Here is a 23,031-nt window from a genome sequence, read left to right as displayed (position 1 = left end):
GTGGTCACCAGGAGGATTCCGGTCCTCTTGCGGGCACTTGGTGATCAACCGCTCCCACAACCGGCCTCCACCAGGCCCGATTCGTAGGCCGCGATCACCGCCTGCGCGCGGTCGCGGACGCCCAGCTTGCCGAAGATGCCGGTGATGTGGTTCTTGACCGTGGAGACACTGATGTCCAGGTCCTGGGCGATCTCGGCGTTGCCCCGGCCGGTGGCCATGAGCCGCCAGATCTCCAGCTCGCGCGGGGTGAGTTCGGCCGGGGTGTCGCCCGCCCACGCGCGCGGCCGGACGGGGGTCCGTACGTAGGTGGAGATGAGCCGGGTGAGCAGCCGCGGCGCGACGGCCGCCTCGCCGGTGTGGACGGTGCGGACCGCGGCGATCAGCTCCTCCGGAGAGATGTCCTTCGGCAGGAATCCGTACGCGCCGGCGCGCAGGGCGGCGACCACGTACTCGTCCATGTCGAAGGTGCTGAGGGCCAGGACACGGGTCTCGGGGAGCGTCCGCGCGAGTTCCTCGGTGGCCTGGACCCCGTCGAGGACCGGCATCCGGATGTCCATGACGACCACGTCGGGCCGTACCTGCCGGGCGAGGGCGACGGCCCGGGCCCCGTCCTCGGCCTCGCCGACGACCTCGACCTCCGGGTCGGGGGCCAGGATCAGGGCCAGGCCCCTGCGCACCAGCGGCTGGTCGTCGGCGATGAGCACACGGATCATCGGTGCCGTTCCTCTCTCTCGCCCTCTCCCGGGACCGGGAGACGGGCCGCCACCCGGAAGCCGCCGCCGTCGAGTGCGGCGGCCTCCAGGGTTCCGCCCTGCAGGGCGACACGCTCGTGCATACCGATCAGACCGTACCCGGAGCGTTGCGGGGGCCGGGTGGCCGGTGTCCGCGCGCCCGCCCCGTCGTCGCGCACCTCCACGGTCACCTCGTCCCGTCGGTACGTGAGCCGTACGTGGGCCCGCGCGCGCCCCGCGTGCTTGCGGGTGTTGGTCAGGGCCTCCTGCACGATCCGGAAGACGGTCAGGCCGACGCTCGGCGGCAACGGGCGGACCGGCCCGTCCACGGTGAACTCGGTCTCCGTCCCGGCCAGCCGGGACTCGGTGATGATGCGGTCGAGGTCGCCGGCCCCGGGCTGCGGTGCCGGCGGGGTGTGTTCCGGCTCCTCCCCGGCCCGCAGCACGTCCAGGAGTTGGCGCATCTCGCGCAGCGCCATCCGCCCGGAGCCCTCCAGGGTGACCAGTGCCTCCCGGGCCACCTCCGGATCGTGCGCCAGGTTGGCCCGCGCTCCGCCGGCCATCAGCTGCATGGTGGTGATGTGGTGGGCGACGATGTCGTGCAGCTCGCGGGCGATCCGGCGGCGTTCCTCGGCCACCGCCCGGTCGGCGAGCAGCGTCCGGTGGGCCTCGGCCTCCCGCTGCCGGCGGTTCACCACCCCGGCCGCGCCGATGGTGATGACCATGCCGATCGCGTTCCCGGCCAGACCCCACCAGCCGAACGGCAGGGGCCAGCCGCTCTGGCCGGCGGAGATGAGCGGTACCGCCGCGACCGCCGTCACCGCGACCACGGCGGGGCGACTGAACCGGGCCACCGAGTACACGGCGACCATCAGGGTGACGGTGAAGTGCGGGGACAGCGGAGTGGTCAGGTTGAGCACCACTCCGAAGGCCAGTACGGCGGCGAGGACCGCCACCGGACGAAGGCGTCGGGCGACCAGGAGCAGTGCCGAGACCAGCAGGACGACGGCCGCGGTGACGCTGAGGGACCCGCCCTCGGTCTGGGCCCCGAGGGAGAAGCCGACGAGGTCGGTGGCGCCGGCCGCCACCGCCACGAGCGCGTCGTTGCGCGTCCACACCGACCGGTCGGCGCCCCGGTCGGAGCCTTGGCCCGCGCCCCGGTCGGAGCCCTGCTCCGCGCCGCCGTCCGCGCTCCGGCGCACGCTCCGGTCGGCCTCCGACTCCGCGCCGCTCCTTTCGACGCCCGCACCCACGCCCCCACCCACACCCACACCCACACCCACACGCATGCTGCCGGTCCTCCCCCGTCGGCCGCCCTCCCGGCAGGTGCCGGGCTCGCGCGGCCGACCTCTCCGGTGATCCATTCTGGCACCGGCCACGTCGCGTACCACCAGTCCCTGGAGGGGTCCGGTACCAGGACTCCGGTCCTGGTCCGCGCCGGCGTCCGGACCCTGGTCCCGGCGCACGGCTCCTCCCCTGCCCCGACGTCTTGCCCGCTCCTCCCTGATGGTCTGGAGTCCGGCCGGGAAACCCGGCCGGCACCGCACAGACCGGAGGAGACAAGTGATCCGCGCCCTGACCCGATTCTCGACGCGAAGTCCGTGGAAGGTCATCGCCCTGTGGGCGGTCCTGGGTATCGCGGCGGCCCTGGTGGGACAGGCGTTCCTCTTCCGCGCCACTCAGCCCGGCAACGGCGGGTTCCTGCCCGCGCACTACGACTCGGCAGCCGCGCTGGAGATCGCGGAAGAGCGGTTCGGGGTGAAGCCGGACGCCAACCTCCTGACCCTGCTGGTGGCCCGGTCGGACGACGCGCCGCTCAGCCCCGCCGACGAGCAGCGCATCGACGTGCAGGCCGCGCTGCTGTCCCAGCGGCGGATCGCCATGCCCAGGACCGAGGACACGCCGCCCTTCGCGCAGGACCACTCGCAAGTCCCCCGGGTCAGCCCGGCCATGACGGCGCCCGACCGTTCCTTCCGGCTGCTGTCCGTCGAACTGACCGGAAACGCGGCCGATCCCGGGGTGCAGGACACCTACCGGGCCTTCCGGGACTCCGCACGGGACGGGTTCGCCGCGGAAGGGCTGCGCACCGGCTTCACCGGCGGTATCGCCGACCGGGTGGACACGGCGGACGCCGAGAAGACCAGGTCGACGGTGGTCGGCGCGGTCATGCTCGGTGTGATCGTCCTGCTGCACGTGCTGGTCTTCCGCAGCTTCCTGGCGGCCCTGCTCCCGCTGCTCGCCGTCTCCGTCATCGGCGGCGCCGCGGCCGGCGTCGTGGTCGGCGCGGCGCTGCTGACCGGCACCGGCCTGGCCGATTCCACACCGGGGTTGATCAATGTCGTGCTGGTGGGCATCGGCATCGACTACTTCCTCTTCCTCCTCTTCCGCTTCCGCGAGCAGCTGCGCGAGCACCCCCACCAGTCCGGGCGCGAAGCGGCCGCCGAGGTCGCCGGGCGGGTGGGTACGGCCATCACCTCCGCCGCGCTGACCATCGTCGCCGCGTTCGCCACGCTCGGGGTCGCCTCCTTCGGCCAGTTCCGGGTGCTCGGGCCGGCCATCGCGCTGGCCGTACTGGTGATGCTGCTGGGCAGCCTGACCCTCATGCCGGCCCTGCTGGCGGTCACCGGGCGCAGGATGTTCTGGCCCTCCCGGGCCCTGAGGCGCGAGCCCCGCGCGGGCTCCGCCGTCCGGCTGGGCGACCGGGTGGCGCGGCGGCCGCTGACGCTGGTCCTGGCCTCGGTGGCGCTGCTCGGCGCGCTGGCCGCCGGGGTCGTGGGGATGCGCATGGACTACGGGCAGGGGAGCGCGGGCGGGGAGCGTACCGCGGCGATCGCCACCGCCGCCGAGATCTCCCGCGCCCTGCCGGCCGGGGTGTCGGACCCGACCAGCGTCTTCGTCGCCGCCTCGGACGGCGGCACACTCACCGCCGAACGCCTCGGCGGGCTCTCCCGGGCGCTCGCGGGGGTGGGCGGCGTGGGTCAGGTCGCGGACACCGTACTGAGCGAGGACCGGCGGGCGGCGCGGATCGACCTGTTCCTGACGGCCGACCCGCAGCGGAAGGAGGCGCGCGACCTGGTGACCGGCCCGGTCAGGGCCGCGGTCGCGGCTCACGCGCCCGCCGGTACGGAGGCGCACGTGGGCGGCACACCGGCGCTCTTCGCCGACATCTCGGCCGCCGTGGACAAGGATCTGAAGGTGGTCTTCCCGGTGGCGGCGGTGCTGATCGCGCTGATCCTGCTCGCGCTGCTGCGCAGTCTGCTGGCGCCGGTGATCCTGCTCGCCGCCGTCGGGCTCGGCTTCGCCGCCACCCTCGGTGCCTCGACCCTGGTGTTCCAGCACGCCCTGGACCGGCCGGGGGTGGACTTCACGCTGCCGCTGGTGCTGTTCCTGTTCGTGGTCGCGCTGGGCACCGACTACAACATCCTGATGAGCGACCGGATCCGGGAGGAGATGGAGCGGCCGGGTCCGGCCCGGGCGGCGGTGGGCCGCGCCGTACGGCACACGGCCCCCGCCATCGCCACGGCGGGCCTGGTGCTGGCCGCGTCCTTCGGGAGCCTGGCCGTCACGCCCGCCCCGTCCACCCAGCAGATCGGCTTCGCGACGGCCCTCGGGATCCTGCTCTCCGCCTTCGTCCTGTCGATCGTGCTGGTGCCCGCGCTGGCCGCCCTCCTGGGCCGGTCCACGTGGTGGCCGGTCCGCCCGCGCCGCTCCGGTACGGCCGCGGGCCCGGACGACGGTACGGCCGCGGGCCCGGACGACGGTACGGCCGCGGGCCCGGACGACGGTACGGCCGCGGGCCCGGACGCCGGTGCGGACGGCGGTCCGGACGCCGGTCCGGCGCAAGCCGCGGAGCGCGCCCTCGCCCGCTGAGCCGGCGCGGACACAGGAAGGCGCCGGCGCGCGAAGGACCGTACGACGTCCCGCGCGCGCCGGCGCCTCCCCCGTCAGGCCAGCTTGTCGATCTCGGGGTGGTCCTGGAGCCAGGCGCGGACCGCCTCCTGCTCCTTGCCCTTCCCGGTGTCCTGGATCTTCGCCTCCAGGCTGGTCAGCTGCTCCTCGGTGAGCTTGAACGAGCTGAGCCAGCGGGCCACTTCGGGCTCGTCGGCGGCGAAGCCCTTGCGGGACAGGGTGTGGATCCCGTCGCCCTTGCCCCAGACCCCCTTCGGGTCCTCCAGCTTGGTCAGCTCGTACGAGGAGTAGGCCCAGTGCGGCGACCACAACACGACGGCCACGGGCTCCTTGCGCTCGTAGGCCCTCTTGAGCTCGGCGAGCATGCCGGGGGTGGAGCCGTCGACCACCTGGTACTCCGTGTCCAGGCCGTACTCCTTCAGCACCTTCTCCTTGAGCGCGCCCATCACGCCCGCACTGGGCTCGATGCCGATGATCCGGCCCTTGAACTGACCGGACTTGCCCTTCAGGTCGGCGAGCGAGCGCACGTCCTTGACGTACGAGGGCACGGTCAGCTCCAGCGAGGTGGGGCCGTACCAGGAGCCGAGGTCCTCCAGGTCCTTCCCGTACTTCTCCCAGTACTGCGCCTGGGTGACGGGCAGCCACGCGTCGGTCTGGAAGTCGAGCCGCCCGCCCGCGAGGCCGGTGAAGAGGGCGCCCAGTTCCAGCTGCTTCGCGTCGACCTTGAAGCCGCGCCGCTCCAGGAGCTCCTTCCAGAGGAAGGTGGAGGCGATGCCCTCGTCCCACGGGATGTAGCCGACGGAGAGGGTGCGGCCCTTGCCCACGTTGGCGGCGCCGGCCGGCCCGTCCGGCGCGGAGGCGCCGCCGAAGGCGTTCAGGCCGCCGGCGACGAGGGCCAGTACGACGGCCCCTGTGACGGCGTGGACGGGCTGCGGGCGGTGGTTCCACACCTTGGCGGCGCCGGTTGCGGCGGAGCGCGCCGTGGCGAGGGCGCGCCGGCCCAGCGGGGAGACCTGGCGGCCCAGCGCCCCGGTCATCCGGTCGAGGTACATGGCGAGGATGACGATGGAGATGCCCGCCTCGAAGCCGAGGCCGATGTCGACACTGCCGATGGCCCGGTAGACGGCGCCACCGAGTCCGCCGCCGCCGACCATGCCGGCGATGACGACCATGGACAGGCCGAGCATGATGACCTGGTTGACGCCGGCCATGATGGTGGGCAGGGCCAGCGGCAGCTGGACGCGGACGAGCGTGTTGCGCGGGGTGGTGCCGAAGGCGTTGGCGGCCTCGACCAGTTCCGCGTCGACCTGGCGGATGCCCAGCTCGGTCATCCGGACGCCCGGCGGCAGCGAGAAGATGATCGTCGCGATGATGCCGGGGACCACTCCCACCCCGAAGAAGATGATGCCGGGAATGAGGTAGACCATGGCGGGCATGGTCTGCATGAAGTCGAGGACCGGCCGCAGGACGGCGCTCACCCGGTCGGACCGGGAGGCCCAGATGCCGAGCGGGATCGCGAACACCAGCGTGACGAGGGTGGCGACCAGGACCAGGGACAGCGTGGACATGGCGTCGGCCCACAGGCCGACGGAGTCGACGAGCGCGAGGCCGGCGAAGGCGAGCAGGCCCGCGAGCAGGCCGCGCAGCCACCAGGCGGCGACGGCGAGGATGCCCGCGAACAGCAGCGGGGCGGGCGCGGCGAGAACGGCCACGATGCCGTCGTAGAGGCCGGTGACGATCGCGCTGACGGCGTCGAACAGCCAGGACAGGTGGCGCTGGAGGAAATCGACTCCGCTGTCGACCCAGGCTCCGAGGTGCAGGCGGGGCATCAGGCGGCCACCTCCGTGCAGGCCATCGGGGGCCGGTGTTCGTCGCCGATGAAGGCGATCAGCCGGTCCTGCGGTACGGAGCCCACGACGGCGCCGTCCGCGCCGGTGACGGTGACCGGGTGCGGGACGCGGGCGCTGATGGCGCACAGGTCGGCGAGCGCGGTGTCGGCGGTGACCGTCGGGCAGGCGCAGGCGCCCGTGCCCGTGCCCGTGGCCGTGCCCGCGGGGCCCTGGTCCATGACGGCGTCGGCTGTCAGTACGCGCGAGCGGTCGACGTCATGGATGAAGGAGGCGACGTACTCGTCGGCGGGGCGGACGAGGATGTCCTCGGCCGTGCCCTGCTGGACGACGCGGCCGTCGCGCATGACGGCGATGCCGTCGCCGAGGCGCATGGCCTCGTTGAGGTCGTGGGTGATGAAGACGATGGTCTTCTTGAGGCGTCGCTGGATCTCCAGCAGCTGGTCCTGCATGTCGCGGCGGATCAACGGGTCCAGAGCGCTGAAGGACTCGTCCATCAGCAGGAGGTCGGCGTCGGTGGCCAGGGCCCGGGCGAGGCCGACGCGCTGCTGCATACCGCCGGAGAGCTCGTCGGGCCAGGACGTCTCCCAGCCTTCGAGCCCGCACAGGGCCAGAGCCTCGGCGGCGCGCCGCTCGCGCTCGGCGCGGGGCACGCCCTGCACCTCGAGACCGTAGCCGGCGTTCTCCAGGACGTTGCGGTGCGGGAAGAGCGCGAAGTGCTGGAAGACCATGGATATCCGTGTGGACCGTACGCGGCGCAGGTCCTGGGCGCTGAGCGCGGTGAGGTCCTGGCCGCCGAAGCGGATGCGTCCCGCGGTGGGCTCCAGCAGTCCGTTCAGCATGCGCAGCAGCGTGGACTTGCCGGATCCCGACAGACCCATGACGACGAAAATCTGGCCCGGCTCGACCTCGAAGGAGACGTCGATCACTGCGGCCGTGGTGCCTTCGGCGCGCAACTCGTCGCGGCCGGTGCCGCCTTCGAGCGCGCGGACGGCGTCGCCGGGTCGCCTTCCGAACACCTTGTAGACGTGCTCGGCTTGGAGCGTGGACACATATACCTCGCGGGTCGTACCGGGTACGGCGCGCGCCGGGCGGGCCGGCGGGCCGTGGAGCGGGACGGGATCTGCCCGCGTGCGCCTCGCCTCCGGCGCGATCGGCCGGAGTGCATGGTTCCGCTCCAGCACCGCCGATTCCCGGCATTCACCTGAGCAAACGCAGAGGTGATCCACCTCACGTTGTGGGCTCGGGGCGCCGGTCCGTGGATGCCGCGCCATGGGCGGGGTGACCGCGGGCGGGTACGCGCCTCCCTTGGACCGGAGTTGGAAGCGGGGGCGCGGCGCCGGGTCGGGCCGCCGGGCCCGGCGCCGCCGCCCGCAGGTGTGGCCGGGCCCACAGCAGGGATCCGGCCGCCTGGGCGGGGGCTCGACCCGGGACCCGGGCCAGGGCCCGGGCCGAGGGCACGCTTACGTGAGGCGGAAGCTAGGTGATGCGGAAGCCGGTGGCCGCGTGGTCCCGGCGGTCGCGGTGGAAGGTCAGCCGGTCCCAGGTGGGGAAGGCCAGATCGGTGACGGCGAGCAGCCGGCCGGAGGTGTCATGCAGGGTGCGGCGCACGGTCAGGCCGCAGGTCGGGGAGGCGGCCGGAGGGTGGCTGGTGCGGGTCATGGTGATGGTCTCGGCGACCCTGCCGCCCGCCGCTGCCCGGTCGAGCCAGCGGTGCAGGGGGGTCAGGTCCTCGTCGCGGACCGCCGCCGCCCGGTTGCGCAGGCCCGCCAGCTCGGGGCTCCGCGCGACGACGCCCGGGCTGAGGTACGTGACGGCGTGCCGGAGGGTCTCCCCGGCCGGGCCGCGTTCGCGGTGGTGATGGACCAGGGTGCGCTCCCCGCCCGCCATGCCGAGCAGCGCGGCGAGCGAGGGCGGGACGGTGACCAGCGTCAGCCAGCTCTGGGTGAGGGCGGGCGCGGGGGACGCGGACGTGACGACCACCGGCTCGGCCGCGGTGGGGACGGCTGCGGTGGGGGATGACTGCGGCGGGACCACCGCGGTGGGGACGACCGCGGCCGCGATGGCGGGGCGGGTCCCTCGGCGGCCGGTGACGACGAGGCCGTCCTCGCGCAGGTGCTGGAGGGCGGCCCTGATGGTCTGCCGGTTGACCTGGTAACGGGCGGCCAGGCTGCGTTCCGAGGGCAGTCTGCCGCCGGGGGTGTGCGCGGCGAGGTCGAGATCGCGGCGCAGCGCTGCGGCGATCCGCTGGTACTTGGGCATGGCGGCCGGGCCGCCGCCCCGCGAAGGGGAGGGCATGGCTTCTCCTCTGACGGGTGGTCAAGGACTGCGCGGTCTGCCCGACCAACCTAGCATTGGTCTATACCTCTGGGTGCGGGGTATCGGGGCACACGGTCCACCTTGGCCGGTTCCGTACCCACGTCTCGCACGGCCTACGCCCGGAGCGGGTTCGGCAGGGGCAGGTAGCGTGCGTCCGCGCCGTCCGCCCGCGTCCAGCGCAGCAGCAGGTTGGTCTTGGCCGGCAGGGCCGGGGCGGCGAGCAGCTCCGCGATCTCGGGGAGCCCGCGGTCGGCCTCGTAGCGCAGGAACTCCTCCCGTGCGGCCGGCCACAAGAGCGGCGAGACGTCCGGATTCCGTCCGGCCAGCGCGCCCGCGATCTCCGCCAGGTTGTTGACCACCAGGCAGTAGACCAGGCGCTGCCAGGCGGCCGCGCGCGACAGGTCCGGCAGGAGCTTGACCCCCTCCGCGTCCCGGAAGAGGGCCTGCACGGGCATGCCCAACGCGTCGACGGAGATCAGGGTGTTCTGGAGGTGGGCCTCCAGCACGATGCCGTGCCGGGCGAACAGTTCCAGCACCGGTGGCACGACCTGACGCAGGTACGCCCGCCACCAGCCGGCCGGATCGGCGGTGCCGGCGGCCGGCGGGCTCCCGTCGCAGCCCTCGGCGAGCGCGGCGGCCAGCAGCGGCGTGGCCCCGGGCACCGTGTGCGCGTGCAGGCCGTCGCGGACCAGGACGGCGAGCTCCTCGAAGGCGAAGGCGGCGGTGCGGTAGCCGCGGTCGGCGAGCCAGGCCGCGTCCGAGCCCGTCCGGCGCAGCGCGGCGAAACCGGTCCGGACGGCCGCGTCGGTGCGGCCCAGTCTGAGCAGGTCGTGCCGCCACAGCCGGCGCACGTCGTTGGTGATCCGGACGTCGAGGCTGAACTTCACGAAGAGGTCGGCCGCCGGTTGCGGTACGTACAGCGTCCGGATCGAGGCGGTGGGCCAGACCGGCCGCCGGCCCTCCCCGAGCCGCAGCAGCCGCCCGTCGGCGAAGGCCTCGCGTACCGCGGCCCGCTCGCCCACCAGGTCGAGCTGCCAGGGGTGGGCGGGCAGCAGCCGGTAACCGGCGGGAGCGCGCGGCCCGCCGAGGCGGTCGGCGAGCGAGTCGATCGCGTCGCAGGCGGCCGGGCCGCCCTCCTCGGCGGTCTGGTCCTCGCGCACCCCGAGGAAGACCAGCGGGAACCGGGCGTGGGCCTCCGGCGCGTACGGCAGCCAGCTCCCCGCCGGGGCCCCGCCCCGGGCCTTGGGGGCGGGGTGGTGCGGATGGCCCATCACCAGGGACTGCTCGGAGAGGAGGTACGGGTCCGCCGGCGGCTCGGCCGCGGCGCGCGCGGCCAGCAGCGCGGCGATCGCGTCCCGGCTGTCGGTGATCTCGACCGGCAGCTCGTCGTTGGGGACGCCGGTGAACCGGCCCAGCTCGTCGGAGACGAGTTTGACCAGTTCGGTGTGGCTGAGCGGGTGCCAGCCGTCCGCCGTGCGCAGTTCGGGGCGTACGGGCCGGCGTCCGCCGCGCACCCGGAGCAGCCGCCCGCTACCGCGCAGCCGGTGGACGGCCGCACCCGCGTCCGCGTCGTGCCGTTCGGCGGGCCCGGCGGGCGCGACGGGCGCGACGGGCGCGACGGGCGCGACGGGCTCGGCCGCCTCCCGGAGCAGGCAGTTCAGGAGCGGCGTGGCGGCGTAGACGTCGGCGGCGGCGTTGAGGTCCACTGATTCCATTCGGTCCATCCGGTCCATCCGGTGGGCCGGGGGTTCGCAGTGCGTAACCACCAGCCGTGATCGTCGGTATCCGCAATGATTACTTGATCATCCCGCACAGCGATATTCCGATGTCGGAGCCCCAGCATGCACTTTGCCTCCTCCCCGGCCGAAGAGGCCCTCGCCGCCGAACTGGCCGGTGTTCGCCCCTCGCTGGGGCCCGCCTACACCGCCGCCCTGAGCGGTGCCCGGGCGGCCGTGCTGACCCGGCTGTGGCGGGCGCTGGCCTTCGAACCGCTGGAGTGGGTCGTGGGCCGGGAGCGCGGGACCGACGGCCTGGCGCTGCGGCTGGCCGGGGGCGGCCGGCTGGAGGGCCCGCTGCCGGATCCGTACGCGACCGGGCCGTACGTGAGCGAGCTGCTGCTCGACGGCCGGCCCCACCGGCAGGCCGCGCGGCTCGTGACGGCGCTCGGCGTGCCGCACGGGGAGGACTTCGCGGCCGAGCTGGACGCCAGTACCGCCTCCCTCGCGCTCTCCCGGGCCGGTCAGCCGCCCGCCGGGGCGCAGTGCGCCGCGCGGAGCACCTGGGAGTGGGAACAGCGGGTGGTCGACGGGCATCCGTACCACCCGAACTGCCGTTCCCGTCCCGGTTTCACGGCCGCCGAGCAGCTGGCGTACGCGCCCGAGCACCGGCCGGTGGTGGAGCTCGGGCTGGTCGCCGTACGGGCCGAGGAGTGCCTGGTCACCGGCGACTGGCCGGCCGGGCTGCGGGAGCAGGGGAAGATCCTGGTCCCGGTGCATCCGTGGCAGGCGGCGCACGTACTCAAGCACGAGCGGGTGCGGCCCGGTTCCGCGGCGCACCCGCTGATGGCCCTGCGCACCCTGGCGTCCGCGGACGGCGGCGCGCACGTGAAGACCGCCCTGAGCGCCCGGCTGACCTCCTCCGTACGGGACATCTCCGTGTACTCCATCGAGACGGCCGCAGCCGTCTCCGCCTTCGCCCAGGGCCTGTCCGAGCGGCTCGACGGCCGACTGCACGTCACCCGCACCCTGGGCGCGGCGACCGCCCACAGCCCGGACCTGGCGGCGGTGCTGCGCGAACCGCCGGAGGTGTACGCGGACGCCGCCGCCGGCGAGCGGGTGCTCCCGGTGGCGGCCCTGGCCACCTTCGCGCCGGCCCGCTCGGCGGCCTGGCGCGCCGATTTCGCCCGCCTCGCGCTCTCGGTGTGCCTGCGGGTGCTGGAGCTCGGGGTGGCCCTGGAGGCCCACGGCCAGAACCTCCTCGTCGTCCTCTCCCCCACCGGCGCGCCGCTGCGGCTGGTCTACCGCGACCTCGCCGACATCCGGATCAGCCCGGCCCGGCTCGTCCGGCACGGTCTGCCGGTGCCGCCCCTGTCCGGCAGGCTGATCACCGACGACGTGACCGTCCTGCGGCGCAAGCTGTTCGGGTCCCTGCTGACGGGGGCGCTCGGCGCCACGGCGGGCTCGGCGGGGGCCTTCGCGGAGGCCCTCGCCGAGGCGGCCTCCTTGCCGGCCACCGCCGACACCGAGGCGCTGCTGACCGAGCCGCTGCCCACCAAGGCGCTGACCCTGATGCGGCTGAGCCCCGGTGTCCCGGGGGATCAGTGGGCGGAACTGCCCAATCCGCTGGCCGGAGGGTGAGCCGTAGCGCCGGGCGGGCTACTGTCCAGGGGCATGACAGATTCCTCGTACCTGAGCTCCGTACGGGCGTCCTACGACAGCGTCGCCGTCGACTACGCGCGGCTCGTCGGCTCGGAACTGGCCGGGAAGCCGCTGGACCGGGCCATGCTGGCCGCGTTCGCCGAGTACGTCCGCGGCGACGAGGGCGGCGGCGGCCGGGCGGTCGCGGACCTGGGCTGCGGTCCGGGCCGGGTGACGGCGCATCTGGACGGGCTCGGCGTACGGGCCTTCGGCGTCGACCTGTCCCCGGCGATGGTGGCGGTGGCCCGGCGGACGTATCCGGGGCTGCGGTTCGAGGTGGGGTCGATGGCCGCGCTGGACGTGGCCGACGGGGTGCTCGGCGGGGTCCTGGCCTGGTACTCCACCGTGCACGCCCCGCCCTCGGAACTGCCGCCGGTGTTCGCGGAGTTCGCCCGGGTGCTGGCCCCCGGCGGCCACGTCCTGATCGCCTTCGAGGCGGGCGACGAGCTGATCCGGCTGGATCACGCGTACGGGCATCCGGTGGCCCTCGACGTGTACTGGACACCGCCCGATCTGATCGCGGGCCTGCTGGCGGGGGCCGGACTGGCCGAGGTGGCCCGCCTGGTCCGCGAGCCGGACGTCCACGAGAGGTCTCCGCAGGGCTTCCTGCTGGCCCGCAAGGCATAGCGCTCCGCGGTGCACAGCGCTCCGCGGGGCGGTAAATACGACGAGTGGAACCGTTTCGGCAATGAGCCGTTCGGGGGTCAACCGGGTGTGCGTGGGACCCGCCTTCCCGGCGATCGGCCCGGGCGGTGGCAGGAAGGAGGTATGAGCCTCCATCGCCGCCAAGTCCTGGGCAGCGCGGCCGCGACCGTCCTGGCCACCGTCGGCGCGGCGGCCCGGGGCCCGGATGACGGTGCGCTGGCCCGCGGGATCGACGGGCGGGTGGTGCTCCCCGGGGGTCTGCGGCGGCGCGGTGAACCGGCTCGCGGCCGGCGACACCGCCTTCGTGCACCGCGACAGCGCCTTCCTCGCCCAGTACCTCGCCTATGGCCCGAGTCCGCCCCGGCCGCCGAGGTGGCCCGGCACCAGGTCTGGTTCGACGGGCTCTGGCAGGACCTGCGCCCCTGGGCGAGCGGCCGCTCCTACCAGAACTACATCGACCCGAAGCTCACCGGCTGGCGCGAGGCCTACTACGGCCCGAACCTCGCCCGCCTGCAAGAGGTACGGCGGGCCTACGACCCGGACCGCCTCTTCCGTTTCCCCCAGGCCGTTTAGGCGGTGTCCGTGTCCCCTAGGAGCTCCCGCATGCGACGTACATTGACGATGGCCGCGGTGGCGGCCGCCCTGCTGGTGCCCGGAGGGCCGCTGCCCGTGGCCGAGGCGGGGAACGCCGCCCCGGTGGCCGCCGGCCGCTGGTCCGTCCACGAGGCGGAGTCCTTCTGGACCGCCGAACGGATGGCCTCCGCCGTCCCGCTGCCCCTCGTGACACCGGCGCCCCCCGCACCGCCCGAACCGATCCCGGCCGCCTCCCCGTCCGGCCCGGCCCCCGTCCGCGCCCCCGCGCGTCCGGTCCTCCCCCGGCTGCCGGCCACCGACCCCGGCATCGGGCAGAACTTCGACGGCACCCCGGTCGTCGGCCGGATGTTCCTCGTCAAGGGCGGCGGGACCTACTTCTGCACCGCGAGCGTGGTCGCCTCCCCCGGCCGCAACCTCGTGCTCAGCGCGGCGCACTGCCTGCTCGGCGCCGACACCCGGCAGGTGGCCTTCGTACCGCGCTACACGCGCGCGAATCCGCAGCCGTACGGCATGTTCCCGGTCCTGAAGGGCGCGGACGGGCGCTCCAAGATCTGGATCGACCCGCGCTACCGGTCGCAGGGCGTCGACCGCGCGGCCACCCTCGACGTGGCCTTCGCCCAGGTGGGGCCGGACGCCCGCGGCTTCCCGGTGCAGGACGTGGTCGGCGGGAACCGGCTGGTCACCGGCGCCGGTTACGCGCACGCGCGGGTCTCGCTGATCGGCTATCCGGCATCCGCCGCCCGTCCCCGCCTGTGCGTGAACCGGACTACGAAGTTCACCAGCACCGACAAGCGGATCCCGGGATCCTTCCTGCGCATCCGCTGCACCGGCTATCCCGGCGGGACCAGCGGCGGCCCGTTCCTGGTCCGCTACGACGGGCGCAAGGGCACCGGTGACGTGGTCGGGGTCATCGGCGGCTGGAAGACGGGCGGGGACACGGCCGACACCTCGTACAGCTCTTACTTCGGCACGGCCGTCAGGAAGTTGTACGAGAAGGCGGTTGCCGGGGCAAAGGCGCGCTGAGCGCCCGCACCCAGCGGGTCCGGCGCGGGTTGCCGACCGTACGCGGGGCGGCCGGGAGACCGTCGCCGACCGACACCTCGGCGGAGGCGAGGCCGAGCCGGCGGCGCAGCTCGGCGAGGGCGGCGTGGACGGGCGCGAGGACGACCTCGGCGCCCGGGTCGATGGACGCGAGGGCGTGCGCGGTGGTCTCGATCGCCTCGGCGGCGTCCTCGGCCGCGGTCCGGCTCCACCCTCCGGGCGCGCCGATCCCCCAGGGCGCGATGGTGTCGTAGAGGTGGCAGGCGGCATCGGCCACGGCGTCGGCCCGTTCCCCGACGCCCGGCGCCGCGATGGTCGGCAGTTCCATGCCGGGTCAACGAGCCGATCGGCCCCGGGGGTACGAGCGGATGCGCGCGGGGCGAGCAGTTCCCGTACGCGTCGCCGGGCCCCGACCCGCGCGGGGACCCGGCGCTACGTAAATGAAACTCAGTGCTCGCAGAGGGAGAATTCTCGTTCGTAGAGCTGCTCGTTGTGTTCGTCGACGAAGAACTTGCGTTCCCGCATGAGTTGTTCGCGGTAGTGCTTGGCCTGTTCTAGCGTCATGGTCGAAGTGTCGGACCATGGTTGTTGCGGTGGCACATCGGATGTCGAGACGATCTTTTCGGACGGGTCGACCAGGAAGAACGCGAGAATTTTGCGATATCCCGGGCGGGTGGGGTCCGTGAGGCGGAATGAGCCGACGCGGTGTTGCAGGATGTTCGGAAACGCCAGGCAGCGGCCCGCTGGGGTCGGTGTCGATCCCAGCGTCTGGTTCAGTGCGTCTTCGTTCTCCAGGCCGTAGACCTCGCGCAGGCCGTTGTCGTCGTTCTGTTCGTAGTCCGGGTCGTCGAGTGCCGCCCGGAAACTCAGCCGACTTTCGGTGATGTTCTCGCTGTCCCAGTAGTAGATCCCGGTCGAAACAATCCGCTCGTTCAGCATCCCCTCGACATGCCAGGAACCGCCGGGGTACTCGGGCTTGTCCGGGGTGAGATGAATAGTGGCCAGCTTGACGATGACCTGGAGACGGCGGCCGCGCAGGTCGACTCGGGCGGATTCATCGGGCAACTCGGGCGGGGTGAAGGCCGGGGCATCCGGGATGACCGGACGGCGGTTTTCCCACCAGTCGTCCTGGGCCGCTTCCCATGCACGGCGGGCTTCTGCGTAAGCCTCACCATCACTATAGGAGGATTTGTCCGGATACTCCGGCTCCGAGTCGTACCACCCGTAAGGATCGGCCTCGATCCGCAGGGGCCGCGGATGGCGCAGATCGGTGAGCACGTTCTCCAGCAGCGGGCGAAAGCGCGCGAACAAGTCCGGCAAAACGGAGGCTAGTTCCCGATGAGTCTCGGGGTGGACGTTGTTGACGTACGAGCGGAAGGCGACATCGCCGTCGTCACTGACGTCGACGTCCGTGGGTAGCCACTGGAATTTCTCCGAGAACTCGTACTTCGAGTAGCGGTCCGTCGGATTCTGCCAAGCCCGCTCGGGCGCACCGCTGACGTCTCTCACCAGGCAGAACAGTGAGGGATGAACCAGATCCAGTACTTGGCCGTCGGATCCGGGATGCCAGTCGTGTTCTGTTTCGGGGACCTGTTCCAGAACCCGAACCGCCTCGCGCAGCCGGGATCTGAGCTTGTCGTCGACCAGCGTGTCCGACTGCCACACCCCGTCGACGGCGGACACCTCGACGCCGGTTCGTCCGTCCCGCAGCGCGGCGTAATGCGGGAGTTCGGCGAGCACGTAACGAATCTGCGCTTCGGTGAGGCCTTGGCCGACCGCTTCTTGCGTCCACCTGGCGACGATGTCGGCATCGTTCATCTTGTCGAACCACCCCGGCTTCGCCCGAATGTGCGCGCTGCACTGCATCATCTGGAGTTCCCGCAGCGTTCGGGGTGTCGCGAAAGATATGGAACGGGAAGCATGAAAGGGCAGCGGGAAAGCAGACAGGCCGGTCAATTCTCTTGGTCCCTACTGTCGGTGTGCAGTGGCGGGAAGGATACTTCAGCAGACTGACACCACAGCCGCGGTCCCCGTCATCGCCGGCCCGGGAGCCAGGGCGTCGGCGTAGTCGCGCGAGGTTCGCGACCGGCGGACATGGGAAACGCAGTACCAGATGGTCATGGCTCTCGGAGCCTGCGATCATCGGCCGGCGGTCCCGTTCCTGAGCGATCTGGCTCAGCGACCCCTGGATGGCACGATGGTGTACGTCGCCCTTGGCGACTCGATCGTGCGCCTGCGCGGCGCCGAAGAGGGAACCTGTCGGCGGCACCACTCGCCGGAATTCGAGGTCGTGCACGGTCAGGCGGCGAGCAGTCCGAGGGTGACGGCGCCGCGCGATAGCGATGATGCGTTCATACGGCGACAGTCTGCAGCCACAGGGGCAGCAGGAGCAGGGACACCAGGGAACTCTTGATCACTATCGACGCGGAGAGGTCGACGCCCACGGCGTAGCGCTGGGCGAAGATGAACAGGTTCTGCGGGGTCGGCATCGCGGCGATCAGGACGAGGTACGCCAGCCACTCGCCCCGCACCCCGAAGAGCATCCCGCACACCGCCCAGGTCAGCAGCGGGAACGCCAGGCACTTGAAGGCTATGAGGGCCAGCTCCTCGCGCGTGGTGCCCCGCAGGTCGAGGCCGAGGCCGCCGAGGTGGAGCCCGAGGGCGAACAGGGCCACCGGGGAGGCGCTGTCCCCGACGAAGGCGGCTCCGTCCAGGACCACGGCCGGGACTCGTACGGACAGCAGGTTGAGCAGGATCCCGGCGTTGCAGGCGAGGACCAGCGGGGTGACGAGGGAGGCGCTGACGGCGCGCGAGAGGCGCCGGCCCGGGCCGCCCGCGACGGGCCCCGCGCGGCCCAGTTCCATGAGGGAGATGACGACCAGGGACAGCACGCAGACCTGGAACAGCAGGATCGGGAAGATCGGCGCCGCCGTCCCGAACACGGTGATGAAGACGGGGACCGCGAAATAGGCGGTGTTCACCTGCACGCCCGCCACCACCCGCAACGCCACGTCGCGGGGCTCCCGCAGGCCGTGGGCGACCGCCACCGCGGCCACCGCCGCCACCGCGAGGGCCGCCGCCGCGGCATAGCCGCCGATCGCCCGCCAGTTGAACAGGACCGCGAGGTCGCTGGCGTAGATGTTGCCGAAGAGGTAGCAGGGGACGGCGAAGAGGAAGGCGTAGTCGGAGAAGACCTTGGATGCCTCGGCCGGGACGATCTTGCGGCGCGCGAGCAGCACCCCGCCGCCGAAGGCCAGCAGTACCGGCACCAGTTTCTCGAGTGCGGCTGCCCCACCCATGCGTTCGGCTCCCCCGTGATCGACCGGCGAGCAGCCTACGCGTTCCCCCTCCCGGGCCCGACTGCGCATAGGCTGGTCCGATCATGAGCGACAAAGCCCGTACCCGGCTGCGCGGCCGGACCCGTGAACGCATCCGCACCCCTTCGGCCGGTGCCCGGGTGCCGGGCGCGCTGGCGCAGCTCGCCGTGGTGCTGCGCACGCCCGCCCGGGCGGCGCAGCCCTTGTTCGCGCAGGCGCCCAAGGCCTGGCAGCGGGGCCTGCCGTACGCCGTCGTCGGCATCTTTGTCGTGACGCTGCTGCCGGTGACCATCGCGGTGCTGGCCAACGACTACGGGGCGGCAGGTGGCTGGTCGGGTGCGCTCGGGGTGGCGCAGACCGTACCGCTGCTCCTCGCGGTGACCCGGCCGCTGCCGGCCTGGGGCACCGTCCTATTCGCGGACACCTTCGGCGCGGTGTTGCTGATCCACGCCGACAAGGTGGCCGGACACGCCTGGCCGTGGCCGCCGATGACCATCGTCGGCTACCTGGTGCTGATGGGCTGCCTGGGGCTGCGCGAGTCCATCCGGACGCTGGTCGGGGTGTGGCTGGTGACCGGCGCGGTCGGTGCGGTGCTGGGCTTCTTCCAGCCGGCGGGCGCGATGAACACCGCTGCCCTGCTCTTCGTGCTGGGCGGGGTCATGCTGGTGCTGACGGGCGCGCTGCGCGGTCTGGGCGACGCGCAGCAGCGGATCGCCGAGCAGGAGAGCATCAGCGAGGCGGAGCGCACCCGGCGGACCCTGCTGGAGGAACGGGCCCGGATCGCCCGTGAGTTGCACGACGTGGTGGCCCACCACATGTCGGTGATCACCGTGCAGGCCGATTCGGCGCCGTACCGGCTGCCGGGCATGCCGGAGCCGGTACGGGAGGAGTTCGCGGCGATCGCGGCCGGCGCGCGGGAGTCGCTGGGCGAGATGCGGCGGCTGTTGACCGTGCTGCGCGGTGACGGGGCGGGCGGGGCGGACGGGGCCGGCAGGGCGGACGGCGCCGGCGGTGAGCGGACCCCGCAGCCGGGGATCGACCGGCTCCAGCAGCTGGTGGAGGCGACCGTACGGGCCGGGCAGCCGGTGGAGCTGTCCCTGGCGGCCGGGGCGGCCGGAGCGGCGCCGCCGGCGGTGGACCTGTCGGCGTACCGGATCGTGCAGGAGGCCCTGGCCAACGTGGTGCGGCACGCGCCGGGCGCGCCCACCCGGGTCTCGGTGACGGCCGGCGAGGAGGAGATCCTGGTGCTCGTGGTCAACGGTCCGGCCCGCGATGCCGTGGTGCCGCTGGAGAGTTCGGGCACGGGGCATGGTCTGGTGGGAATGCGCGAGCGCGTACGGTTGACCGGCGGGACGCTGGACACCGGTCCGCTGCCCGACGGGGGCTTCCGGGTCGCCGCCCGTCTGCCCTTGAATGACCCGGCCGAGGACGCCAGTTGACCATCCGTGTGATCATCGTCGACGACCAAGCCATGGTGCGGGCGGGGTTCGCCGCACTGCTGTCGGCGCAGGCCGACATCGATGTGGTGGGCGAGGCCCCGGACGGGCGGCAGGGGGTGCGGGTGTCCCGGTCCACGCACCCCGATGTGGTGCTGATGGACGTGCGGATGCCGGAGATGGACGGGCTCACGGCGGCCCGGGAGATCCTCGATCCCCCGCCCGGGGTGGTGCACCGGCCGAAGGTGCTGATGCTGACCACCTTCGACATCGACGACTACGTATACGAGGCGCTGCGCGCCGGTGCCTCCGGCTTCCTGCTCAAGGACGCCCCGCCGGCCGATCTGATCGCGGCGGTACGGGTCGTGGCTTCGGGCGAGGCGCTGCTGGCGCCCTCGGTGACCCGGCGGCTGATCGCGGACTTCGTCCAGCAGCGGCCGGCGCCGCGCAAGGACCCGGCGCTGCGGCGCAGCGGCCTCACCCCGCGGGAGACCGAGGTACTGGAACTCATCGCGCGCGGGCTGTCGAACCAGGAGATCGCGGGTCATCTGGTGCTGGCGGAGCAGACGGTGAAGACGCACATCGGGCGGGTGCTGGCCAAACTGGACCTGCGGGACCGGGCACAGGCGGTGATCTTCGCCTACGAGGCGGGGCTGGTGCGGCCGGGCGACTCCGGCTGAGATCCGCCCGCTCGCCCGCCCGCCCTCGCCCGCGCCCCCGTCTTCCGGGGTCGGTGGGGAACGGAGCGCGCGGCAGGGACGGGGAAGCAACCCGGGACGGGGAAGCAACCCGGGACGGGGAAGCAGCCCGTCTCCTCCACCCCCTACCCGGGTATGACATCCGACCTGGCTCCCCAGTCCGACGTAGCCGCGGGTACTTCCTTCTTACCTTCCTCCTCGTCACGAGGAGAGGAGAAGGGGCATGCGCCGCTTCGGAAGGACGCTGGTCATGGCCGCGCTGGCGGCGGCCGTCGTCGCGGGAACCGCGGGATGGGCCTCGGGCGAGGGTCAGGCGGCGGTCACCGGGCCGCCACCGGGCACGGCCGCGTGGCGGGCCGATACGGCGTACGGCCGGTCGCTGCCCGATCCCGCGACCGCGCCGCCGCACGAGGTGGCCCGGTTCTTCGCCGGGCTGGACGATGCCGCGCGCCGGGAGCTCGTACGGTCCCACCCGCTGGTGGTGGGCAACCTGGAGGGCGCGCCGCTCGCCCTGCGGTACGAGGCCAACCGGATCGCCCTGGCCGCCACCGGTGAGGCCCGGTACGCCTCCCTCGCCGCGCCGGACCGGCAGATCCTGGCCTTCGATCCGCGGGGCCGGGGCCAGGTGGCCGAGGTGTTCGGGGACTTGGCGCGGGCGCGGCACGTCTCGGTGATCGTGCCGGGATCGGACAACGACGCAGCCGGCTACGACGCCCGGCGCACACCGCACACCGGCCCGGCCGGGATGGCCCGTGCGCTGCGCGCGGCGACCGGCGGGTCCACGGCCGTCGTCGCGTGGATCGGTTACACCACCCCCGTCGGCGTCGGCATGGACGCGGCCGACGGCCGGCTGGCCACGGCGGGGGCGGCCCGGCTGGCCCGCTTCACCGCGGGACTCGACGCGGTCGGCGCGCCCGACCCGGTGCTGTTCTGCCACAGCTACGGCTCGGTGGTCTGCGGGCTGGCGGCCCGGCACACGGACGCCACCGACATCGTGGCCTTCGGCTCCCCCGGGATGCGCGCCGGCACCGCGGCCGCGCTGCGCACCGGCGCCCGCGTCTGGGCGGCCCGGGGCCCCTCCGACTGGATCGCGGACGTCCCGAACGTCGAGTTCGCCGGGATCGGCCACGGGGCCGACCCCACCTCCGCGGCCTTCGGCGCCCGCCGGGTGCCCGCCGCCGACGTGCGGGGCCACACCGGCTACTTCACACCCGGCACCCAGTCACTGGCGGCCTTCGCCGCGATCGCCGGGGGAGAGCTCCGATGAGTACGCTCACGATGCTGCGCGCCGGCGCCGAGCGGATCGACCGGCAGACCCCCGCCCACCGCGACCGGGCGATCGACGGGCTGCGCGCCCTGGCGCTGCTGGCCGTGCCGACCGGTCACTGGCTGCTCGGCGGCTTCACGCTCGATTCCGGCGGCGGCCTGCACAACGCCAGCCCGCTGTCCGCCTTCGGCGGGCTGGCACCGGCCAGCTGGGTGCTGCAGATGCTCGGCATCTTCTTCCTGGTGGGCGGGTACGCCTCGGCGCTCTCCTACCGGCGCCGCACCGGGTCGGCGGGCGCCTGGCTGAAGGGCCGGATCGTCCCCGGCCGGTCCTCGGGGTGACCGCGGTGTGGGCGCTGGCCGTGCCCGTGCTGTACGCGGCCGGGGTGCCGGAGGCCTCGCTGCGGACCGGGGCGACGCTGGTGATCCAGCCGCTGTGGTTCGTCGGGGTGTACGTGGTGGTCACCGCGCTGACCCCGTACTGTGTGCGGGCGGCGCGCCGCCTCGGGGGCTGGGCGGCGGCCCCGCTGCTCGGTTCGGTCGCCTTGGTGGACTTCCTGCGCTACGGGCCGCTCGCCGATTCCGTACCGTCCTGGCTGTCCCTGGTGAACGTCCTGCCGGGCTGGCTGTTCGCGTACCAGCTGGGGGTCTCCTGGGGCGAGCGGCGGATCGGGCGGCGGGGCGCCTGGCTGCTGCTGGCCGGCGGGACGCTGCTGTTCGCGGCGCTGCTGGCGGTCTTCCACTATCCGGCGTCGATGGTGGGCGTACCGGGTGCGGCGCGGACCAACTCGCACCCGCCGTCGCTGCTCGTGCTGGCCCTGGCCTCGGCACAGTCGGGCGCGGCGATGCTGCTGCGCGGCCGGCTGGCGGGGCTGCTGGCCCGGCCGGCCCTGTGGGCTCCGGTGGTCGTGATCAACCTGTGCGCGATGACGATCCTGTGCTGGCACCAGACGGCCATGCTGGCCGCGGCCGTGCCCGGGTCGTTCGTGGGCGAGCTGGCCGGGCTGACGACGGCGCCGGACAGCCCGGGCTGGATCGCGGCGCGGCTGGCGTGGATGCCGGTGTTCGCGGCGCTATTGGTGGGCATCGCGCGGTACGCGAGGCGGTTCGAGGGTCCGCCGGAGGAGGGCCGCGGGGCGACCGCGGTACGCCGGACCGCGGCGGGCCTGCTGGCGGCGGGCTTCGCGGTGTTCGCGCTGGGCCTCGCCTAGTGGTGCTTTGTCAGGCGGTGTCCGGCGGGCGCCGGAGTACGGCGAGAGCGCCGCTCCCTCGGAGGAGCGGCGCTCTCGTTAGGTACGGGTGCTCCGCTTCAGGCGATCGAGGCGGCGACGATCGCGGCCACGGCGAGGTTGCAGGAGGAGGAGACCCAGACCGCCGGGTGGGGCTGGGGGTCGACGACGATGGCGCCGAGCTTGCCCGGGGTCACCAGGTCGAGCACCAGGAAGGCCACCGCCATCAGGACCAGGCCGAGCACACCGAAGGCCGCGGTCGACAGCAGGCCCTTGCCGAAGTCCTCGTAGGTCGTCCAGATCGAGGTGAAGACGATGCCGCCGATGCCGAGGAGCGCGGAGCTGAGGAAGAGGGCCGCGTTGCGGTTGCGCTCCTCCCAGATCTGCTTCGGGAGCTTCCCGGGCGTCAGCACGTCCACGAGGACGATGCCGAGGATCAGCAGGACCAGGCCCAGGGCGCCGTAGGCGCTGGTGCGGCCAAGTCCGTTGATGATGTCGCTCATTGAGAAGCCTGTCTCCGCGTGGGTGGGAAAGTATGTGCCGTGGGGAGGCCGAATCTATCGCACGGCCTTGCGGCGGACCA

The 23,031-nt window shown here is 73.3% G+C and carries 18 protein-coding genes and 1 pseudogene; 9 read left to right on the top strand and 10 right to left on the bottom strand.

Annotation, left to right across the window (positions count from 1 at the left end):
- Positions 1–44: 44 nt before the first annotated feature.
- Positions 45–713, bottom strand: a complete 669-nt coding sequence (locus ACZ4TV_RS25315) for a response regulator (protein ID WP_468137158.1) — start codon at positions 711–713, stop codon at positions 45–47.
- The gene (locus tag ACZ4TV_RS25310; protein ID WP_468137156.1) at positions 710–2,020 is read right to left on the bottom strand and encodes a sensor histidine kinase; all 1,311 of its coding nucleotides are present in this window, start codon (positions 2,018–2,020) and stop codon (positions 710–712) included. The genes ACZ4TV_RS25315 and ACZ4TV_RS25310 overlap by 4 nt, the downstream gene beginning before the upstream one ends.
- Positions 2,021–2,294: 274 nt before the next feature.
- Here ACZ4TV_RS25310 and ACZ4TV_RS25305 point away from each other — a divergent pair, with 274 nt between their 5' ends.
- Positions 2,295–4,601 (top strand): MMPL family transporter, encoded by a 2,307-nt coding sequence (locus ACZ4TV_RS25305; RefSeq protein WP_468137155.1) that lies wholly within the window; start codon positions 2,295–2,297, stop codon positions 4,599–4,601.
- A 74-nt stretch (positions 4,602–4,675) separates the two neighbouring features.
- On the opposite strand, the gene ACZ4TV_RS25300 is transcribed toward ACZ4TV_RS25305, so the two are convergent.
- The 4 genes from ACZ4TV_RS25300 to ACZ4TV_RS25285 all read right to left on the bottom strand — a co-directional run bounded on the left by ACZ4TV_RS25300 (position 4,676) and on the right by ACZ4TV_RS25285 (position 10,539).
- Positions 4,676–6,469, bottom strand: coding sequence for an ABC transporter permease/substrate binding protein (locus ACZ4TV_RS25300; RefSeq protein WP_468137154.1), 1,794 nt, complete (start codon positions 6,467–6,469; stop codon positions 4,676–4,678).
- A complete protein-coding gene (locus ACZ4TV_RS25295) occupies positions 6,469–7,539 on the bottom strand; it encodes a quaternary amine ABC transporter ATP-binding protein (RefSeq protein ID WP_468137152.1) in 1,071 nt (356 codons plus the stop codon). Before ACZ4TV_RS25295 ends, ACZ4TV_RS25300 begins: the two co-directional genes overlap by 1 nt.
- Positions 7,540–7,966: 427 nt before the next feature.
- Positions 7,967–8,785 carry a GntR family transcriptional regulator gene (locus ACZ4TV_RS25290; protein WP_468137150.1) on the bottom strand — a complete coding sequence of 273 codons (819 nt, stop codon included), beginning with the start codon at positions 8,783–8,785 and terminating at the stop codon, positions 7,967–7,969.
- A 134-nt stretch (positions 8,786–8,919) separates the two neighbouring features.
- Positions 8,920–10,539 carry an IucA/IucC family protein gene (locus ACZ4TV_RS25285; RefSeq protein ID WP_468137217.1) on the bottom strand — a complete coding sequence of 540 codons (1,620 nt, stop codon included), beginning with the start codon at positions 10,537–10,539 and terminating at the stop codon, positions 8,920–8,922.
- 108 nt (positions 10,540–10,647) lie between these two features.
- Between ACZ4TV_RS25285 and ACZ4TV_RS25280 the strand changes: the two genes are divergently transcribed.
- The 4 genes from ACZ4TV_RS25280 (at position 10,648) to ACZ4TV_RS25265 (ending at position 14,484) form a co-directional block, all read left to right on the top strand.
- Complete coding sequence (locus tag ACZ4TV_RS25280) at positions 10,648–12,162, top strand: IucA/IucC family protein (protein ID WP_468137148.1); 1,515 nt, start codon at positions 10,648–10,650, stop codon at positions 12,160–12,162.
- 33 nt (positions 12,163–12,195) lie between these two features.
- Entirely contained in the window at positions 12,196–12,849 is a 654-nt protein-coding gene (locus ACZ4TV_RS25275) for a class I SAM-dependent DNA methyltransferase (protein ID WP_468137147.1), read from the top strand.
- A 141-nt stretch (positions 12,850–12,990) separates the two neighbouring features.
- Positions 12,991–13,440, top strand: coding sequence for a BBE domain-containing protein (locus ACZ4TV_RS25270; RefSeq protein WP_468137145.1), 450 nt, complete (start codon positions 12,991–12,993; stop codon positions 13,438–13,440).
- 30 nt (positions 13,441–13,470) lie between these two features.
- A complete protein-coding gene (locus ACZ4TV_RS25265; RefSeq protein WP_468137143.1) occupies positions 13,471–14,484 on the top strand; it encodes a trypsin-like peptidase domain-containing protein in 1,014 nt (337 codons plus the stop codon).
- Here the strand turns inward: ACZ4TV_RS25265 and ACZ4TV_RS25260 are convergent.
- The 3 genes from ACZ4TV_RS25260 to ACZ4TV_RS25250 all read right to left on the bottom strand — a co-directional run bounded on the left by ACZ4TV_RS25260 (position 14,438) and on the right by ACZ4TV_RS25250 (position 17,801).
- Positions 14,438–14,830 carry a hypothetical protein gene (locus tag ACZ4TV_RS25260; RefSeq protein ID WP_468137142.1) on the bottom strand — a complete coding sequence of 131 codons (393 nt, stop codon included), beginning with the start codon at positions 14,828–14,830 and terminating at the stop codon, positions 14,438–14,440. The two genes, ACZ4TV_RS25265 and ACZ4TV_RS25260, sit on opposite strands and share 47 nt — an antisense overlap.
- A 119-nt stretch (positions 14,831–14,949) precedes the next feature.
- Complete coding sequence (locus tag ACZ4TV_RS25255) at positions 14,950–16,458, bottom strand: DUF4246 domain-containing protein (protein ID WP_468137141.1); 1,509 nt, start codon at positions 16,456–16,458, stop codon at positions 14,950–14,952.
- A 395-nt stretch (positions 16,459–16,853) separates the two neighbouring features.
- Positions 16,854–17,801 carry an AEC family transporter gene (locus ACZ4TV_RS25250; RefSeq protein WP_468137140.1) on the bottom strand — a complete coding sequence of 316 codons (948 nt, stop codon included), beginning with the start codon at positions 17,799–17,801 and terminating at the stop codon, positions 16,854–16,856.
- A gap of 83 nt (positions 17,802–17,884) precedes the next feature.
- On the opposite strand from ACZ4TV_RS25250, the gene ACZ4TV_RS25245 reads away from it, so the two are divergent.
- From ACZ4TV_RS25245 to ACZ4TV_RS25230, 4 genes and pseudogenes are all read left to right on the top strand, one after another.
- Positions 17,885–19,258, top strand: coding sequence for a sensor histidine kinase (locus ACZ4TV_RS25245; RefSeq protein WP_468137138.1), 1,374 nt, complete (start codon positions 17,885–17,887; stop codon positions 19,256–19,258).
- Complete coding sequence (locus ACZ4TV_RS25240) at positions 19,255–19,935, top strand: response regulator (RefSeq protein ID WP_468137136.1); 681 nt, start codon at positions 19,255–19,257, stop codon at positions 19,933–19,935. Before ACZ4TV_RS25245 ends, ACZ4TV_RS25240 begins: the two co-directional genes overlap by 4 nt.
- Positions 19,936–20,176: 241 nt before the next feature.
- Entirely contained in the window at positions 20,177–21,220 is a 1,044-nt protein-coding gene (locus ACZ4TV_RS25235) for an alpha/beta hydrolase (RefSeq protein ID WP_468137135.1), read from the top strand.
- Positions 21,217–22,430: pseudogene (locus tag ACZ4TV_RS25230) on the top strand (acyltransferase family protein). The gene ACZ4TV_RS25235 and the pseudogene ACZ4TV_RS25230 overlap by 4 nt, the downstream one beginning before the upstream one ends.
- Positions 22,431–22,528: 98 nt before the next feature.
- Here the strand turns inward: ACZ4TV_RS25230 and ACZ4TV_RS25225 are convergent.
- Positions 22,529–22,951 (bottom strand): DUF350 domain-containing protein, encoded by a 423-nt coding sequence (locus tag ACZ4TV_RS25225; protein ID WP_468137133.1) that lies wholly within the window; start codon positions 22,949–22,951, stop codon positions 22,529–22,531.
- Positions 22,952–23,031 lie beyond the last annotated feature (80 nt).

This window comes from Streptomyces sp. NPDC028910, assembly GCF_055564955.1.
The sequence above is the reverse complement of the archived record's forward strand: the minus strand, read 5'-3'. Positions and strand labels throughout refer to the sequence as shown.